We start from the raw sequence: 14,485 nt of genomic DNA, 5'->3' as shown, positions 1-14,485 counted from the left end.
TGACACCTCGGTGCCGCCTGAGCGCAACGTAACACCCGCGGGGCGCACGAGAGGGCGCCGACCGTGGAGGTTGACATCGCACTGGCCGGTAACATATTCACGTTACCGCTAGTAACAACCGATGGAGGGGCTTCCATGGCGGAGTTCGCACTCGACCTCAACGACGACCAGAAGGCCGTACGGGAATGGATCCACGGCTTCGCGGCCGATGTCATGCGCCCCGCCGCCGCGGAGTGGGACGAGCGTGAGGAGACGCCCTGGCCCGTCATCCAGGAGGCGGCCAAGATCGGCCTGTACTCGCTCGACTTCTACGCCCAGCAGTACTTCGACCCCACCGGCCTGAGCATCCCGATGGTCATGGAGGAGCTGTTCTGGGGCGACGCGGGCATCGGCCTGTCGATCGTCGGCACCGCGCTGGCGGCCGTCGGCGTACTCGCCAACGGGACCGAGGAGCAGATCGGCACCTGGATTCCCCAGATGTACGGTGACGCCGACGACGTGAAGGTCGCCGCCTTCTGCTCCTCCGAGCCGGACGCCGGATCGGACGTCTCGGCCATGCGCACCCGCGCGGTCTACGACGAGGCCAAGGACGAGTGGGTGCTCAACGGCACCAAGACCTGGGCCACCAACGGCGGCATCGCCAACGTCCACGTCGTCGTCGCCGTCGTCGACCCCGAGCTCGGCTCCAAGGGGCACGCCTCCTTCGTGATCCCGCCGAACACCCCCGGCCTGTCCCAGGGGCAGAAGTTCAAGAAGCACGGCATCCGCGCCTCCCACACCGCCGAGGTCGTCCTCGAGGACGTCCGCGTGCCCGGCCACTGCCTGCTGGGCGGCAAGGACAAGCTCGACGAGCGCCTCGCCCGCGCCCGCGAGCGGGCGAAGAAGGGCGGCGAGCGAAGCGAGACGGGGGGCGGAGGCCGGGGGAGCGTGAAGAACGCCGCGATGGCCACCTTCGAGGCGTCCCGTCCCGCCGTGGGCGCCCAGGCGGTCGGCATCGCCCGCGCCGCCTACGAGGTCGCCCTGGACTACGCCAGGACCCGTGTGCAGTTCGGCCGCCCGATCATCGACAACCAGGGCATCGCCTTCCAGCTCGCCGACATGCGCACCCGCATCGACGCCGCCCGGCTGCTGGTGTGGCGGGCCTCGTGGATGGCGGCGGCGGGCAAGCCCTTCGAGGGCGCCGAGGGCTCGATGTCCAAGCTGTTCGCCGGGGAGACCGCCAAGAGCGTCACGGCCCAGGCGATGCAGATCCTCGGCGGCAACGGCTTCACCCGGGAGTACCCGGTGGAGCGCATGCACCGGGACGCGGCGATCTACACGATCTTCGAGGGCACCAGCGAGATCCAGCGCCTGGTCATCGCCCGCACCGTCTCGGGCGTGCACGTCCGCTGACCCCCGCCCCGCCGGGTGGCCGCCGCACGGTCGGCGGCCGCCCGGCGGGACACGCCCTGCCCGCCGGAAACGTGCGGTCGCCCTCCCCCGCACCCGAGCGACGGCGGAAGAGAACCGGACAGAGGCCGTCCACCCGCCCCGGGGCACGTGCCCCTGCCCACTCGCACCCCGGACAACGGACCGGCCCCGCCCCCACCACCCCGGAGCCGCAGCCGGAACGCGCGGTCGGTCCCCGCCTCGCACCCGGGCGACGGACCGGCCCCGCCCCCCACCACCCCGCACGGCGCCCGCACCCGTACCCCCGCCCGGGCCCGCACACCGCGACCCGCCGCATTCACCCGACACGACCGCACCCATTCGGGCTGATCCCGGCGGCACGCCGAACCGGTGCGCAGGCCGGCCACCGAGCCGCCGCGCCCTCTCCGAAGAGAACAACCAGCCCCTCACGCAAGCCTTTTGACACCCCGAACGGCCCACCCGGGCAAGACAGCGGACGTGGCGAGCCGACAGTGAGCATGTTCACAAAACATCTCCGATCGACCGATCGGGAGCTTTTCTGACGCACTATCCGTAGAAGACCGCAAGTCCCCGCCGCAGGGCGGGGCCGCCCGGACGGACGCCCAATCCTGCCGCCGCCCGGGTGATGTACGGACCATGACGAGACGGCAGGAGCGGGAGACCCGAGCAAGGCGGGCCGCGCACGACGCGGCCCTTGGGGTGAAGCCACGCGGCGCGTGGCCGGGCAACTTCGCCAGCCCGAACCCGACAGGTCATCTTTCGCAGGCGTATGACGAAGGGTTCATTCATGTCTGCGCACGCACGCATAGCGACTTCGGTGTCCCGGGCGGGCATCACCGCCGCCGTCACCGCCGCCACCCTGGCGGGGACGATGCTCATCCCGTCCGCCGCACCCGAGGCCGAGGCGGCCACGCCCGCCGGCAAGGCACTCAAGGTCGCGGCCTCCAAGAAGGGCGCCCCCTACAGCTACGGCGCCGCCGGCCCCAGCCGGTTCGACTGCTCGGGACTCACCCAGTACTCGTACAAGAAGGCGGGCAAGAAGCTGCCGCGCACCGCGGCAGCCCAGTACAACCGCTCGAAGAAGGTCTCCGCCAAGTCGCGCAAGAAGGGGGACCTGGTCTTCTTCCACTCGGGCGGCAGCGTCTACCACGTCGGCATCTACGCCGGCGAGGGACGGATCTGGCACTCTCCCAAGCCGGGCAAGACCGTCCGCAAGGAGAGGATCTGGACCAAGAGCGTGCGCTACGGCCGCGTGAGGTGACACGGCGTCACCCGGACCGAACCGGGCCGGGCCCCACAAGGGACCGGCCCGGTTCGGCTCGTGGCGATTACGCCACGGGCGTGGAGCCGTTCCGCCCGGCCGCGCCGGCGGGCACGCTCGGCCCATGAGACTTCTGGTGCTGGGTGGAACGGAGTTCGTCGGCCGCGCGGTCGTCGAGGAGGCGCTGGCGCGCGGCTGGGAGGTGACCGTCCTCAACCGCGGACGCCACGCCCCGCCGCCCGGCGCCACCGCGCTGCGGGGCGACCGCACGGCCGACGGCGGCCTCGCCGCCCTGGAGGAGCCGGCCGGCGGCTGGGACGTCGTGGTCGACACCTGGTCGGGGGCGCCCGCCGCGGTACGCGACGCCGCGGCCCTGCTGGCGCGGCGTGCGGGGTGCTACGCGTACGTCTCCAGCCGCTCGGTGTACGCCTACCCGTCCCCGGCCGGCCTGGACGAGACCGGCCCGCTCGTCGACGCCTCGCCCGACGACGACGGCGCCGCCGACTACGCCAGGGCCAAGCGGGGAGGGGAGATGGCCGTCGAGGCGGCCTTCGGCGACCGGGGCCTGCTGGTACGGGCGGGGCTGATCCTGGGCCCGTACGAGAACATCGGGCGGCTGCCGTGGTGGCTGCTGCGCGTCGCCCGGGGCGGTGAGGTGCTGGCGCCCGGCCCCCGGGACCTCCCCCTGCAGTACGTGGACGCGCGCGACCTCGCCGTCTGGACGCTGGACGCCGCCGGGCGCGGACTGGGCGGCCCGTACAACCTGGTGAGCCCGCCCGGTCACGTGACCATGGGGGAGTTGCTGGACAGCTGCGTGCGCGCCACCGGTTCCGGCGCCGGGCTGCGGTGGACCGACCCGGAGCCGATCCTGGCGGCGGGGGCGCGGCCGTGGACGGACCTGCCGGTGTGGATCCCTCCGGGCGAGCTCCACGACGCCATGCACGCCGGGGACGTCTCCCGGGCCGTCGCGGCGGGGCTGCGCTGCCGCCCCGTGGAGCGGACCGTGGCCGACACCTGGGCCTGGCTGTGCGGCCTGGACGGCGAGCCGCCCCTCCGCCCCGACCGCCCCCGGGTCGGGCTGGCGCCCGCGAAGGAGGCCGAGATCCTCCGCACGGTGGTGGGCCGGCCACTAGGGTGATGATCGCCGTCGTTTCCGTGAGGGGGAGTCCGTCATGGCGTCGCGCCGGGCGAAGCGGGTGCTGGTCTGCGGATGGGCGGTGCTCGCGGCGGCGGGCGCCGGGGCCACGCTGGTGCTGAACGACAGCACCGACGACGCTCCCGGGCGGTACGGCTGGTACGAGTCCACCCCGCGGGGGGAGCCCCCGGCTCCGGCGGGGGACGACCGTTGCGCGACGCCCGGACCGGACCAGTGGTGGGATCCCAGCCCTCCGGAGGCTCTCCGGATGTGCTCCCAGGCCGTCCCCCGCTCCGCCGAGCCCGGTCCGGGGCCTCTCCGGGAACCGCTCGAGGGGCCCGTGCCGCAGCCCTACGGCGATTACCTCCGCGACACCGGGGCCACCCCGGACCCCGCCGGGTAGCGGCGCGTTCCGGCACACGGCCGGCCCCCGCGCCCGGCTCCGCGGCGGCGGACCGGCCGTGTGCCGGAACGACCTGTGACCATCGCCCGCACCGGGGTACAGGTGGGGCTATGAGCACTGAACAGACCGGAAAGACCAAGGAAGGGGCCTGCCTCGTCGAGATCGAGCTGCCCCACTGCACCGCTTCGGACGCGGCGGCCGTCTTCGCCGTCCTGAGGTCGGCGTTCCCCGAATCGCCCGAGCTGGGCGGCGGCAACGGTGGGGGCGGGCCGGGGTCGGACGGAGAGCAGCGGAAGTTCTGGGTGGGCACGGTCGACGTCCGCGCCCACGGTGAGGTGAAGTGCACCCTGGAACTCGGGGAGCCGGTCGAGGCGGACCTCAGCGGCGGCCCCGACGCGGTACGGCAGGTCCAGGACGCTCTGGCGGGCTTCTACGAGGTGACGGCCGAGCCCCGGATCTCGGGCGACCAGGAGGTGGAGGTGCGGCTGAGGCTCGCCCAGCGCTGACCCGCCCCGGCGCTGACCTGCTCTGGTGCCCACCGGCCCGGGGCCGCTCCCACCGGCCCCGGGCCGCCGTTCGCGGACTGAGACCGCCGCGGGCGGGTACGCGCCCCCGCGAACGGAAGCGAGCGAGGACGAGCGGGAGCGGGAAGCGCGTGCCCGACCGCGGCCGGCTGTCCCGGCCGGCGGGCCGCACCGTCTCAGACCACCCCGGGAGGGAACCATGCCCATCTCGACCACCAACCCGGCCACCGGTGAGACCCTGCAGACCTTCGAGGCCCTGGACGACCGGGAGATCGAGGAGCGGCTGGAGCGCGCCCGCGCCGCCTTCGAGGAGTACCGCACCACCGGCTTCGCCGAGCGTGCCGAACTGCTGCGCCGGGCGGCCGATCTGCTGGAGAAGGAGCGGGACGAGGTCGCCCGCACCCTGACCACCGAGATGGGCAAGCCCGTCGCCGCGGCCCGCGCCGAGGCCGCCAAGTGCGTGAAGGCGATGCGCTGGTACGCCGACCACGCCGGGGAGCTGCTGGCCGACGAGCACCCCTCACCGGCGGACGTGGAGGACAGCGGCGGCAGCACCGCGTACGTGCGCTACCGCCCGCTGGGCCCGGTCCTGGCGGTGATGCCGTGGAACTTCCCGCTGTGGCAGGTGATCCGCTTCGCGGCCCCGGCGCTGATGGCGGGCAACACCGGTCTGCTCAAGCACGCCTCGAACGTGCCGCGGACCGCTCTGTACCTGGAGGACCTCTTCCGGCGGGCGGGCTATCCGCGAGGCTGCTTCCAGACCCTGCTGATCGGATCCGGCGCGGTGGAGGGCGTCCTGCGCGACGACCGTGTGGCCGCCGCGACGCTCACCGGCAGCGAACCCGCCGGGCGTTCGGTGGCCTCGGTCGCCGGCGACGAGATCAAGAAGACCGTTCTGGAGCTGGGCGGCAGCGACCCGTACCTCGTCCTGCCCTCGGCGGACGTGGTGAAGGCGGCCGAGGTCGCGGTGACCGCGCGGACCCAGAACAACGGCCAGTCCTGCATCGCGGCCAAGCGCTTCATCGTGCACCGGGACGTGTACGAGGAGTTCGCCCGGCTGTTCGTGGACGGGATGAAGGCGCTGAAGGTGGGCGACCCGATGGAGGAGTCCACCCAGGTCGGGCCGCTGGCCAGCGAGAGGGGCCGGGCCGACCTGGAGGAGCTGGTCACCGACGCCCGCGAACGCGGCGCCACCGTGCTGTGCGGCGGACGGCGGCCCGCGGCCCACCCGGCCGGCTGGTTCTACGAGCCCACCGTCGTCGCGGACGTCACGCCCGGGATGCGGATCCACCGCGAGGAGACCTTCGGTCCGGTGGCGACGCTCTACCGGGCGGCCGACTTGGACGAGGCGATCGCGGTGGCCAACGACACCCCCTTCGGCCTGAGCTCCAACGTCTGGACCCGCGACCGGGAGGAACAGGAACGCTGTGTGCGCGACCTGCGGGCGGGCGGTGTCTACTTCAACGGCATGACCGCCTCGCACCCGGCGATGCCCTTCGGCGGGATCAAGCGCTCCGGCTACGGCCGGGAGCTGTCGGGGCACGGCATCCGTGAGTTCTGCAACGTCACCACGGTCTGGCACGGCACGCCCCCGGACGTGCCCACCGCCGAGTGACGCGCGGGACGCCATGTGACGCGCGGGAAGCCATGTGACGCGCGGGACGGCGTGCGACGGCCGGGGCCCGGGCCCGTCAGACGTCGTCGAGCCTGAGTTCCGCCCATACGACGCGTCCCCGCGTCCGGGCGGCGGGTATGTCCCCCCAGGAATCGGCGAGGGCGTCGACGAGCTGGAGGCCGCGCCCGCTGGTCGCCTCCACGTCCGCCGAGCGGGCCGCGAGTCCGGGCGCGCCGGTGCCCTGGTCGCGCACCTCTATGCGCAGCCGCCGGTCGCCGTGCTGGAGAAGGCAGGCGATTCTGTCGCTGACGGTGTGGACCACGGCGTTGGTGACGAACTCGGAGACGACCAGCTGTGCCGTGTCGACCACGCTCTGCGGACAGTGCCAGCGGTGCAGCCACTCCGCGAGCAGATGCCGGGCCACACACACCGAGGAGCGCTGGGCGGGCACCTCGAATTCCGCCCGTTGCCGCGATCGCTGGGGGTGGACGGCCGGCAGCATGGGGGTCATGTGCGCTGAGCGGGGGAGAAGAGCCATCAGTGGCTCGCCTTTCGTACGCCGGTGGGCGTCGGGTCCGGTGCACCGTGTGCGGGGCGCGGCCCGTGCCGGGGGCCGGTGCCCGGTGCGCCACGGTGGGGAGGAACGGCGAGGGCACGGGGTCCTCGAAGGGAGTGGGAGAGCCCGTGTACCGGTACGGTTCGACGCCGGTGTGACCGCGCCGTGAACTGGATCACCCGGCTACTATGCTCATTGGTGTCCGCAAAAGGCAAGAAGAGTTCTGCAAATTGCAAGATTTAAACGACAGCCTGGCTGCGTCGCCGGGTCCGTGGCACACTGCTCTGCCGGTGGGACGCGAGCGGAGAGGGAGAGACCATGGGCGAGTCCCGGTCGGCACCGACCGTGGGGCAGATCGTCCTGGGCCTACGCCTGCGTGACCTGCGGGAACGTGCGGGGAAATCCTTCGAGGAAGCCGCCCGGGTCCTGAGCGTCACCACATCCACGGTCCGCCGCATGGAGAAGGCCGAGGTGGGTCTGCGCCCGCTGTACGTCAAGGCGCTGCTGGAGAGCTACGGCGTCGGGGCGGAAGAGGCCGACGCCTTCCTCGCGCTGGTGGAGAAGGCCAACAAGCCGGGCTGGTGGCACCGCTTCCGCAGCGTCCTGCCGGACTGGTTCAGCCTCTACGTCAGCCTCGAGAGCGAGGCCGACCTCATCCGCTCCTACGAGCCCCACTGCGTTCCGGGCCTGCTCCAGACCGAGGAGTACGCCCGCGCCCTGCTGCGGACCGGCTTCCCCCGGGCGGACGAGGAGGAGCTCGACCGGCGGGTCGCGCTGCGCATGGGCAGGCAGCAGCTCCTGGCCAAGCCCGACGCGCCGCGACTGTGGGCGGTGCTGGACGAACAGGTGCTGCGCAGACCGGTCGGCGGAGCCGGTGTCATGAGGGCGCAGATCGACCGGCTGGTCGAAGTCTGCGCCGCTCCCGGGATCAGCCTGCAGATCATGCCCTTCAGCGCGGGGCCCCACCCGGGGATGTTCGGCCCCTTCCAGCTCTTCCGGTTCAGCTACCCGGAGCTGCCGGACATCATCTACACCGAGAGCCTGACCGGCGCCGTCTACATCGACGAGCGCCCCGAGGTCACCACCTATCTGGAAGCCCTGGACCGCATGGTCACCCAGGCCCTGCCGGTCCAGGACACCGAGCGGACGCTGCTCGAACTGCGCGACGCCTTCTGAGGCGGCCCGCACACCCTCCCGCCCGGTGTGGCCGATGTCACAGGGCGGCCGCCCTCTTCCGTACAACCGTTGTGCGGTCGGTGTACGGGCATGTAGGAATGGCCCTTCCCGATGATCGATTCACGTCGGCACGTGATCGGAAGAGACGAGGAAGAGCACGTCATGTCTGTCCAGCCGCCCACTCCGGGGAACGACGCCGGCGAACCGGAGGGCGGGCGGCCGGACATACCCGACGAGACGTGGGAGCGCTTCGCCGTCGAGTGCGAGACCTCCCCGGACGCCGCCCCCAAGGAGCCGTCCGCCCGGGCGCGGATGGTGACCGAGCGCCTGCGGAAGGCCGACGAGGAAGCCGCCGCGCGGCAGCGGAGCCGGCGCTGGGGCAGGAAGCGGCACCGGCCGCTCCCGCACCGGCCGTCCGGCTCAGCCCCGTGGAGGGCGGCCGGTGCGCAGCATCCGCAGCACCGCCTCCTCGATCGCCCCCTGTGTCGCGGGGACCCCGAATGCGGCCCGGTCCCCGAGCCGGTGCAGGGCCGGGGCGACGGTGACGCCCTCCTCGTACAGTTCGATCACCCGCGGGTTGACGTACGAGGCGCGGCACACCGCCGGGGTGTTGCCCAGGTACTCGGAGACCTCCTTGACGGCACGGGCGACCGCACGGCGGCGGGAGGCGTCGCTCCGGTCGGCGAACCGTGACACGGCCAGGGCGACGGAGGCCAGCACGGTGGCGTGCCAGGTGCGGAAGTCCTTGGCGGTGACGTCCACCCCGCCCAGATCCCTCAGATAGGCGTTGAGGTCCTCACCCGTCACCTCGTGCCACGCCGGCCGCTCCCAGTAGGCCAGCAGCCTCTCGCCGCCCCCGCGGCGCCGTTTGAGGGCGCGCACCGCCCGGAACGTCGCGGGGTCCGCCACGGCGCGCACCACCTCCCGGCCGTGCTTGCCGGTGTAGGCGAAGGTCACCTCGCCGCCCGCGCAGTCGGCGTGCTCGCGCAGCAGGGTGGTCAGGCCGTAGGAGTTGTTCAGTTCCGCGTAGCGCTCGCCCCCGACGCGGAAGAATCCCAGGTCCAGCAGGCGGACCGCGGTGCCCAGCACCCGCTTTCGGGTCAGCCCGCGCTCGCCCAGGTGCATCCCGGCCGTCTCGCGGATGCGGGGCAGCGCCTCGGCCACCTCCAGCACGTGCTCGTGCTTGGCCCTCTCCTGCTCCGCCCGGAAGCGCGGGTGGTACAGGTACTGGCGGCGCCCGGCGGCGTCGGTGCCCACGGCCTGGAGGTGGCCGTTGGGCCGGGGGCAGATCCACACCTCCGTCCAGGCCGGCGGGATCACCAGGGATCTGATCCGCTCCAGTTCCGCCGGATCGCGCAGCGGACGGCCCTCGGCGTCGAGGTAGCGGAAGCCGCGGCCGTGGCGCCTGCGGGTGTAGCCGGGATCGCCGGGCCGGGTGTGGCGCAGACGCAAGCGGTCCTCCCTGGCCTGTCTCCTGTGGTCCCCGCGAAGCTCCCGGGGCTCCCCGGGACACCCGGGGCCGGCGCGCCGCCGCGGGCGGTGCGCCGGTGGGATGGTGCTCATTCCCCCTTTCGGCTTTTCCATGACCCGTTCGCCTGGGCCGGCCGTGTGACCGAACCGTGGCGCGTACTCGCGCCCGGTCGGGGAAGTCGCTGGACCGGACGAGCGCCTGAGGAGGCTGTGGCGATGAGAAGCGTCGGTGTCGAGGAAGAACTGCTCCTGGTGAGCGCGGACAGTGGTGAGCCGCAGGCCGTCTCGGGAGCGGTGCTGGCCTCCGTGGGCGAGGGCGAGGAACTGGAGAAGGAACTCCAGGAGGAACAGCTGGAGACCGGTACACGTCCGCGTACGCAGATGGTGGACCTGGCCGTCGAGGTCCGCCGGTGGCGCGGCGCGGCGTCGCAGCGGGCGCGCGCGGTCGGGGCGGAGGTCGCGGCGCTGGCCACCTCGCCGCGGGCGGTCGACCCCTCGCTCAGCCCCGGCGAGCGCTACCGGCGGATGGCCGGCGAGTACGGGCTGACCGCCCAGGAGCAGCTCACCTGCGGACTCCACGTCCATGTGAGCGTGGAGTCCGACGAGGAGGGGGTCGCCGTCCTGGACCGGATCCGGCCGTGGCTGGCCCCGCTGCTGGCGATGAGCGCCAACTCCCCCTTCTGGCAGGGGGAGGACAGCGGATACGCCAGTTACCGCAACCGGGTGTGGGGCCGGTGGCCCTCGGCGGGGCCGGTGGAGGTCTTCGGCTCGGCCGGGAACTACCGCGAGCGGGTGCGCTCGATGATCCGGACGGGAGCGCTGCTGGACGAGGGGATGATCTACTTCGACGCCCGGCTGGCGCGGAACTACCCCACGGTCGAGGTGCGGGTCGCCGACGTGTGCCTCGACGCCCGCGACACGGTGCTGCTCGCGGCGCTGGTCCGCGCGCTGGTGGAGACGGCGGCCCGGCAGTGGCGCGCCGGCGAACCGCCCGCGCCGGTGGACGTCGGCCTGCTGCGCCTGGCGGCATGGCGGGCGGGCCGCTCCGGCCTCTCCGGGGAACTGGTGCACCCGGTGACCTTCGAGCCCGCCCCCGCGGAGAGCGTCGTGGGCGCCCTGCTCGACCACGCCGCCCCGGCCCTGTCGGACGCCGGCGACCTGTCCCTGGCCAAGGAGGGGGCCGAGGACCTCTTCCGGCGCGGCAACGGCGCCGCCGTCCAGCGCGCGGTCCTCGAGGAGACGGGGGGCGACCTGAGCGCCGTCGTGGCCGAAGCGGTGCGCAGGACCGTGGCCTGAACGTGGCCTGAACCGAGCCCCCGCCCACCGGGGCGGGGGCTCAGCGACCGGCCGTGTCCTTGACCATCGCCGCGGCCAGCACCCTCTGCTTGAGCCGGGCGACGCACTCCTCGCAGGCGGAGAACACGGTCGTCCTCCCGCGGTACCCGACCTCCGCGAGAGGGCTCAGCGGCACGTCGCCCCGCCCGCACCACAGCCAGCACACGGGGCCCCGTCCGGCGGGGGAGGGGCTCTCCACCTGCTCCTCCAGCAGGCTGATGCAGTCCTCGCAGGCGTACAGCGGGGCGTGGGTGCCCCAGGAGACCACCGGCCCGAGCCAGGTCACCGCCGTGCCGCTGCGCAGACACCACAGCCAGCAGTCGCCGACGACCCACGCGCACCGGCCGTCCTCCGCCCGCTGCTCCCGCTGTTGCGGCCGCCCCTGCCGCGGCGGCTTCGCGGGCGGCCCGGGGCGCGTGGGGCCGGGCGGGGCGGCGGGTGGGGCGCCGCACTCCCGGCCGGTGTCCGTCTCGGTGGACACGGGGCGCCTCCTCTCCACACGGGGGAGCGGCCGTCCGCTCTGCGGTCCCCCCGTCATGCGTACCCCGGATCGCCCGGCGGGGACAGCGGGACTTCGGGCCAGCCTCACGGGCGCGCCGCCTCTCCCTCCGGCGGAGGCCCGGGCGCGGGAACCGGGCCCGCCCACCTGCGCGTCCACTGGTCGCGGCCGTCGGACGGACGGCCCTGGACAGGGGGGTACACCACTGTGTTTCGGACATCACGGGGAGCGCTGCGCCGGACAGCGGTCATCGCGGCGGCGGCCGTCGCGGCGCTGACCGCCTGCCAGCCGGAGGACCTGCCGGCGGACGACGTCCCGGCGTCCGCCGTTCCGGGCGCTTCGGCGACCGCCTCCCCGAGCGCGTCGCAGCCGGCCGCGACGGACGGTCAGCGGTCCCTGGTGGACACGGCGGAGGCGGGGGGCCTGCGCAAGCAGACCGGGGACGGGGCCGCCGGGGACGTACCGGTCGACCCGGGGGAGATGCGGGACGGCATGCGACTGGTCGTCAGCCGCTTCGCCGCCCCGGACGGCGGCGACCCGGTTCTCTTCGAGGGCGTCGACAACGTCCCCGAGGACACGAACAAACGCCGCGAACACCTCTTCCGCGGCATGCTGGAGTACATCGAGTGGGATCCGGAACTGGGGCAGCCCCAGGCGCGGCCGGTGGCCGATCCGGGGCCGCTGGGCGGCTCGGTCGAGTGCCTGATGGCCTCCCTCGCCGAGAACGGCCAGGTGATCTGCGGCTGGGCGGACGAGAGCACCGCCGCGGTGGCGCTGTTCCCCGACAGCACCCTCGGCGAGGCCGGGAAGCTGTTCGTCGCCATGCGCGGTGATCTGGAGCGCTGACCCCGGACGGGGAGCCGGCCGGCGTGTCCGTCCGCGCTCCGCGCGGCGCACCGATGGCCGACGCGAAGGTACGAAAGGGGCGGATCGGGGTACAGGCACACGCGCGCGGCGGTTCCGGACGCCTCCGCCGCGCGAACCCTCGTTCGAAGGAGACCTGTACGTGACCGAGACAGCCAGGCAGCGCGACGACCGGCCGGTGCTCACGAACCGGCAGGGCCACCCGATCCACGACAACCAGAACCAGCGCACGGTCGGCGCCCGGGGTCCCGCCACGCTGGAGAACTACCACTTCCTCGAGAAGATCAGCCACTTCGACCGCGAGCGCATCCCCGAGCGGGTGGTGCACGCGCGCGGCGTGACGGCCTTCGGCTACTTCGAGGCGTACGGCTCCTGGGGTGACGAGCCCATCGCGCAGTACACCCGCGCCAAGCTGTTCCAGGAGCGGGGCAAGCGCACCGACGTGGCCGTCCGCTTCTCCACGGTCATCGGCGGACGCGACTCCGCCGAGACCGCCCGGGACCCCCGCGGCTTCGCGGTGAAGTTCTACACCGAGGAGGGCAACTGGGACCTCGTCGGCAACAACCTGGGTGTCTTCTTCATCCGGGACGCCATCAAGTTCCCCGACGTCATCCACGCCCTCAAGCCCGACCCGGTGACCTTCGAGCAGCGGCCGGAGCGGATCTTCGACTTCATGTCGCAGACCCCCGAGTCCATGCACATGCTGGTCAACCTCTTCAGCCCGCGCGGCATCCCCGCCGACTACCGGCACATGCAGGGCTTCGGGGTCAACACCTACAAGTGGGAGAACTCCGACGGCCGCACCATGCTGGTCAAGTACCACTGGATGCCCAAGCAGGGCGTGCGCTCCATGACCGAGGAGGACGCCGCGAACGTCCAGGCCGACAGCCTCGGCCACGCCACCAAGGACCTGTACGAGGCGGTCGAGCGGGGCGACTACCCCGAGTGGGAACTCCTGGTGCAGATGATGGAGGACCACGAGCACCCGGAGCTGGACTTCGACCCGCTGGACGACACCAAGACCTGGCCCGAGCAGGAGTTCCCGCCCAAGCCGGTCGGCCGCATGGTCCTGAACCGGATGCCGGACGACTTCTTCACCCAGAACGAGCAGATCGCCTTCGGCACCGGCGTGCTGGTCGACGGCCTGGACTTCTCCGACGACAAGATGCTGGTCGGCCGCACCTTCTCCTACAGCGACACCCAGCGCTACCGGGTGGGCCCCAACTACCTCCAGCTGCCGGTGAACCGGGCCAAGGCCCCGGTCCACACCAACCAGAACGGCGGCCCCATGGCCTATGAGGTCGACCCCCGGGGCGAGAACCGGCACGTCAACTACGAGCCGTCCACCCTCGGGGGGCTCCAGGAGGCGGAGGGGCCGGGCTACGGCGAGCAGGGTCCGGAGCTCCGCGGCAGGCTGACCCGCAGCCGCATCCCGCGGACCAACGACTACATGCAGGCCGGGCAGCGCTACCTGCTGATGGAGGACTGGGAGCGAGACGACCTGGTCGCCAACTTCACAGGCCAGTTCAAGCAGTGCCCCCGGCACATCCAGGAGCGGATGGTGTGGCACCTGCTGCTCGCGGAGAACGACCTCGGACTGCGGGTGGGCGAAGGGCTCGGCATCTCCCCGCAGGACGTGGCGGACCTGGAGCCGCTGCCGAACCAGCGGCTCACCGACGAGGACCGCGAGCGCCTGGCGAACCTCGGAAAGAACCCGCCGCGGGACGTCGAGGGACTGACGATGACCCACTGCGTCCCCGACGAGCGGCATGTGGTGACCCGCTGACCGGCGTGTACGCGGTATGGCGCGGCGCGTACGGGGAAGCCGTGGGAAGAGCCGGGCGGCCCGTGGCAGTGGCGCCCGGAACAGTCCCGCGGACCCGGTAGGAGAGAACCGGCCATGAAGAAGAGGAAGCAGAAGCTGGTGTACAGGCCCGTGGGGTTCGCGCTCGGCACCCTGGGCGGCCTGATCGCGAGCACCGCCTTCAAGAAGGCGTGGAAGGCGATCAGCGACGAGGACGACGCGCCCGACCCCGGGGACGAGGACCGCAAGCTGGGCGAGATCCTGCTGGCGGCCGCGATCCAGGGCGTGATCTTCTCGGTGGTCAGGGCGGCGGTGGACCGCTCGGGCGCCGTCGCCGTCCGCAGGCTGACGGGCACCTGGCCGGGCTGAGCCCGCACGGCCGCCCCGGCGGGCGGCACACCACGGCGGCGGGGCCGTACGGACGACCGTACGG

The 14,485-nt window shown here is 73.0% G+C and carries 14 protein-coding genes and 1 riboswitch; of the genes, 11 read left to right on the top strand and 3 right to left on the bottom strand.

Annotated features, from left to right (window positions below):
- Nucleotides 1-135: 135 nt before the first annotated feature.
- The 6 genes from ACW69E_RS23615 to ACW69E_RS23590 all read left to right on the top strand — a co-directional run bounded on the left by ACW69E_RS23615 (nt 136) and on the right by ACW69E_RS23590 (nt 6,348).
- Nucleotides 136-1,392, top strand: coding sequence for an acyl-CoA dehydrogenase family protein (locus ACW69E_RS23615; protein WP_457500293.1), 1,257 nt, complete (start codon nt 136-138; stop codon nt 1,390-1,392).
- Between the two features lie 645 nt (nt 1,393-2,037).
- A riboswitch (cyclic di-AMP (ydaO/yuaA leader) is annotated at nt 2,038-2,194 on the top strand.
- Nucleotides 2,195-2,197: 3 nt separating this feature from the next.
- The gene (locus ACW69E_RS23610; protein WP_457500292.1) at nt 2,198-2,671 is read left to right on the top strand and encodes a C40 family peptidase; all 474 of its coding nucleotides are present in this window, start codon (nt 2,198-2,200) and stop codon (nt 2,669-2,671) included.
- 124 nt (nt 2,672-2,795) lie between these two features.
- Nucleotides 2,796-3,809: an NAD-dependent epimerase/dehydratase family protein gene (locus tag ACW69E_RS23605; protein WP_457500291.1), complete on the top strand. Its 1,014-nt coding sequence runs from the start codon at nt 2,796-2,798 to the stop codon at nt 3,807-3,809.
- Nucleotides 3,810-3,843: 34 nt separating this feature from the next.
- Nucleotides 3,844-4,209 carry a hypothetical protein gene (locus ACW69E_RS23600; RefSeq protein WP_457500290.1) on the top strand — a complete coding sequence of 122 codons (366 nt, stop codon included), beginning with the start codon at nt 3,844-3,846 and terminating at the stop codon, nt 4,207-4,209.
- A gap of 110 nt (nt 4,210-4,319) precedes the next feature.
- Complete coding sequence (locus ACW69E_RS23595) at nt 4,320-4,715, top strand: hypothetical protein (protein WP_457500289.1); 396 nt, start codon at nt 4,320-4,322, stop codon at nt 4,713-4,715.
- A gap of 217 nt (nt 4,716-4,932) precedes the next feature.
- Entirely contained in the window at nt 4,933-6,348 is a 1,416-nt protein-coding gene (locus ACW69E_RS23590; RefSeq protein WP_457500288.1) for an NADP-dependent succinic semialdehyde dehydrogenase, read from the top strand.
- 76 nt (nt 6,349-6,424) lie between these two features.
- Here ACW69E_RS23590 and ACW69E_RS23585 read toward each other — a convergent pair whose 3' ends face one another.
- Nucleotides 6,425-6,859, bottom strand: a complete 435-nt coding sequence (locus tag ACW69E_RS23585; protein WP_457500287.1) for an ATP-binding protein — start codon at nt 6,857-6,859, stop codon at nt 6,425-6,427.
- Between the two features lie 363 nt (nt 6,860-7,222).
- Here ACW69E_RS23585 and ACW69E_RS23580 point away from each other — a divergent pair, with 363 nt between their 5' ends.
- Complete coding sequence (locus ACW69E_RS23580) at nt 7,223-8,080, top strand: helix-turn-helix domain-containing protein (RefSeq protein ID WP_457500286.1); 858 nt, start codon at nt 7,223-7,225, stop codon at nt 8,078-8,080.
- Nucleotides 8,081-8,500: 420 nt separating this feature from the next.
- Here ACW69E_RS23580 and ACW69E_RS23575 read toward each other — a convergent pair whose 3' ends face one another.
- Nucleotides 8,501-9,532: a DNA topoisomerase IB gene (locus ACW69E_RS23575; protein WP_457500285.1), complete on the bottom strand. Its 1,032-nt coding sequence runs from the start codon at nt 9,530-9,532 to the stop codon at nt 8,501-8,503.
- A 234-nt stretch (nt 9,533-9,766) separates the two neighbouring features.
- Between ACW69E_RS23575 and ACW69E_RS23570 the strand changes: the two genes are divergently transcribed.
- Nucleotides 9,767-10,846 carry a glutamate--cysteine ligase gene (locus ACW69E_RS23570; protein WP_457500284.1) on the top strand — a complete coding sequence of 360 codons (1,080 nt, stop codon included), beginning with the start codon at nt 9,767-9,769 and terminating at the stop codon, nt 10,844-10,846.
- A gap of 40 nt (nt 10,847-10,886) precedes the next feature.
- Here the strand turns inward: ACW69E_RS23570 and ACW69E_RS23565 are convergent, their stop codons facing one another.
- Entirely contained in the window at nt 10,887-11,366 is a 480-nt protein-coding gene (locus tag ACW69E_RS23565; RefSeq protein WP_457500283.1) for a hypothetical protein, read from the bottom strand.
- Between the two features lie 225 nt (nt 11,367-11,591).
- On the opposite strand from ACW69E_RS23565, the gene ACW69E_RS23560 reads away from it, so the two are divergent.
- The 3 genes from ACW69E_RS23560 (at nt 11,592) to ACW69E_RS23550 (ending at nt 14,421) form a co-directional block, all read left to right on the top strand.
- Nucleotides 11,592-12,230 carry a hypothetical protein gene (locus ACW69E_RS23560; RefSeq protein WP_457500282.1) on the top strand — a complete coding sequence of 213 codons (639 nt, stop codon included), beginning with the start codon at nt 11,592-11,594 and terminating at the stop codon, nt 12,228-12,230.
- A 160-nt stretch (nt 12,231-12,390) separates the two neighbouring features.
- Nucleotides 12,391-14,034: a catalase gene (locus ACW69E_RS23555; RefSeq protein WP_457500281.1), complete on the top strand. Its 1,644-nt coding sequence runs from the start codon at nt 12,391-12,393 to the stop codon at nt 14,032-14,034.
- A gap of 114 nt (nt 14,035-14,148) precedes the next feature.
- Nucleotides 14,149-14,421, top strand: a complete 273-nt coding sequence (locus ACW69E_RS23550) for a DUF4235 domain-containing protein (RefSeq protein WP_237879409.1) — start codon at nt 14,149-14,151, stop codon at nt 14,419-14,421.
- The last annotated feature ends 64 nt before the right edge of the window (nt 14,422-14,485 follow it).

This window comes from Streptomyces sp. SS8, from assembly GCF_054072955.1.
This window is presented reverse-complemented; position numbering and strand designations above follow the sequence as displayed.

Coding starts and splice junctions, on each gene's coding strand:
- ACW69E_RS23580 (WP_457500286.1), top strand. CDS start 7,223: ATGGGCGAGTCCCGGTCGGCACCGACCGTGGGGCAGATCGTCCTGGGC.
- ACW69E_RS23550 (WP_237879409.1), top strand. CDS start 14,149: ATGAAGAAGAGGAAGCAGAAGCTGGTGTACAGGCCCGTGGGGTTCGCG.
- ACW69E_RS23585 (WP_457500287.1), bottom strand. CDS start 6,859: ATGACCCCCATGCTGCCGGCCGTCCACCCCCAGCGATCGCGGCAACGG.
- ACW69E_RS23615 (WP_457500293.1), top strand. CDS start 136: ATGGCGGAGTTCGCACTCGACCTCAACGACGACCAGAAGGCCGTACGG.
- ACW69E_RS23605 (WP_457500291.1), top strand. CDS start 2,796: ATGAGACTTCTGGTGCTGGGTGGAACGGAGTTCGTCGGCCGCGCGGTC.
- ACW69E_RS23600 (WP_457500290.1), top strand. CDS start 3,844: ATGGCGTCGCGCCGGGCGAAGCGGGTGCTGGTCTGCGGATGGGCGGTG.
- ACW69E_RS23595 (WP_457500289.1), top strand. CDS start 4,320: ATGAGCACTGAACAGACCGGAAAGACCAAGGAAGGGGCCTGCCTCGTC.
- ACW69E_RS23590 (WP_457500288.1), top strand. CDS start 4,933: ATGCCCATCTCGACCACCAACCCGGCCACCGGTGAGACCCTGCAGACC.
- ACW69E_RS23570 (WP_457500284.1), top strand. CDS start 9,767: ATGAGAAGCGTCGGTGTCGAGGAAGAACTGCTCCTGGTGAGCGCGGAC.
- ACW69E_RS23610 (WP_457500292.1), top strand. CDS start 2,198: ATGTCTGCGCACGCACGCATAGCGACTTCGGTGTCCCGGGCGGGCATC.